The 1,728-nt window shown below is 46.1% G+C and carries 2 protein-coding genes; both read right to left on the bottom strand.

Going from position 1 to position 1,728, the window contains the following annotated elements; translation table 11 throughout:
* The coding region (locus tag DU000_RS12550; RefSeq protein ID WP_205074075.1) for a Tle-like phospholipase domain-containing protein at nucleotides 1–1,054 on the bottom strand (1,054 nt) is incomplete at its 3' end.
* Between the two features lie 20 nt (nucleotides 1,055–1,074).
* A complete protein-coding gene (locus DU000_RS12545; RefSeq protein ID WP_114403751.1) occupies nucleotides 1,075–1,557 on the bottom strand; it encodes a hypothetical protein in 483 nt (160 codons plus the stop codon).
* Nucleotides 1,558–1,728: the final 171 nt, after the last annotated feature.

Below are 1,728 nucleotides of genomic sequence, written 5' to 3'. Positions count from 1 at the left end.
TACCCGCATCAGGCGTGCTCACGGTAAAGGGAGTGAGGTAATACAAACTTAGAAACTGACCAAAGTCACTCTTGGCGCTCTCAGCGTTGGCTGTTGTCGCGGTGATTTGGAGTTTGCCGGCGAGCGCCTTAAAGGTGCTGCTGTTTTGGAGGTCTTGGAGATTCTGATAATAATTTTCACGATTATCAATTTGAGTAGGGATACTGGTCGATCCTTGGATAATTTTTCGTATTGCATCCAGCGCTCGTTCACGTTCGGCTGATTCTTGATTGCTAGCCGCCGCGATAATTTTATTACCTGCATCGACGCTCAGAGTGGCATCAAGTTGGGCAAATACATTGAGAAGACTCAGGCTATCGGTGAGATTAACGATACTGTGGTGAAGCACTGGGTTGATGTTGGTTTCGGTTTCAACCATCAGAGGCGGGGACAGCTGATTTCCTACACCTGCAATTGCCGACCAACCTGCCGTGCCACGGACATTGATGAGGTTAGCAAGCGGAGCATTACCGCTTACTCCTAATGCGCTGCGCAAGACATTCACAATCGGGCTGAAGATTCCGTCAACACCAGGAGCATTGTAGGTGTAGGTGGCACTGATACGGCTACCGTAATCGATTGCCAAAGCGGAGGCAAGATAGCCTCCTAATGAGTGACCAGTAACCGTGAAATTAATCGGTATGGTGCCATTAGCAGTCCAGGTATCAATGGTTTGTTTAAGTTTTTGATATTGCAGATTCATGGTTGACGGAAATCCGTTTGATAAAACGTAGTCTGCCAATAGATCTGGAACATTGGTAAATTCGGTCCCGCGCACAGCTAAATATTTTTTACCCGTCGCGATCTCTTCAAACAGTGTCGCCGAAACACCCGTAACCGAAGCATCGTTAAGTTGGTTGACAACCCGCCATTGGGAAGCGAACTCAGCAGCTTGAGTAACTGACATATTGGCGTCTTGCCGCAAGGAGCTTTGCTGTGGTATACCAATTTGCAGGTTTGCATAAGCTGCCTGAGCCAATAGAGACTGAATGTATAGTTCTTGAATCGTTGCCATGATTATTTCCTGTCAAAAAATTATTGATTACTTGATTTCAAAAAAATTTGTTTGCTTAAATCATTGTCCGTCGCACTAGGACAGGCGTGAGAAGATGGCATAAATGGGTTTATAGGATCGCCACCGCGTCTGACATACCCAATAGCTTCGCCAAGTAATTTTTTATCAATTGCTCTATAAAGAAAAAAATGATCTTGATAAATAGTGAGTTTCCAAATTTCTTCAGAGTCAGGATCACCTTTTATTTTTTTCGTTTCCCAAACGGTGTAATACTCATCACTTGGTTTCATAAACCTTTGGTCAAATACCTCAAACTGCCCCCACTGATTAAAGCGTTCCTTCGGCAACGTGACAGTTTCATAGACTTTAACGCCCCCATCCTTGGCGCATAGCTCATCTACCAGCTTGTCAGCGCGCCATTTATTGAATGTAGGCACACCCAGCCAGATGACCAGAAAACCTATAATCGCAACCACTGCCCCTGTTTTTTTTGTGATGTTCATGCAGCCTCCAGATAAAAGTTGTTATTGCTCACCTTGCTGCCCAAGTAGCTGATCTGGCCCAGGCCATCGGCATCGTCGATCAGGTCTGTCCCAAAATTGGCGGTGTCAATGGCGTAGATGTCAGTGCCTTGCCCGCCTTGTAAATAGTCGGCCCCCGTGCCACCCACCAGG

The organism is Parvibium lacunae (genome assembly GCF_003335215.1).
In the GTDB taxonomy this organism is placed as follows: Bacteria; Pseudomonadota; Gammaproteobacteria; order Burkholderiales; family Burkholderiaceae_D; genus Parvibium; species Parvibium lacunae.
The sequence above is the reverse complement of the archived record's forward strand: the minus strand, read 5'-3'. Positions and strand labels throughout refer to the sequence as shown.

Excerpts from the sequence above, each read along its gene's own strand:
- DU000_RS12545 (WP_114403751.1), bottom strand. The coding sequence starts at position 1,557 with ATGAACATCACAAAAAAAACAGGGGCAGTGGTTGCGATTATAGGTTTT.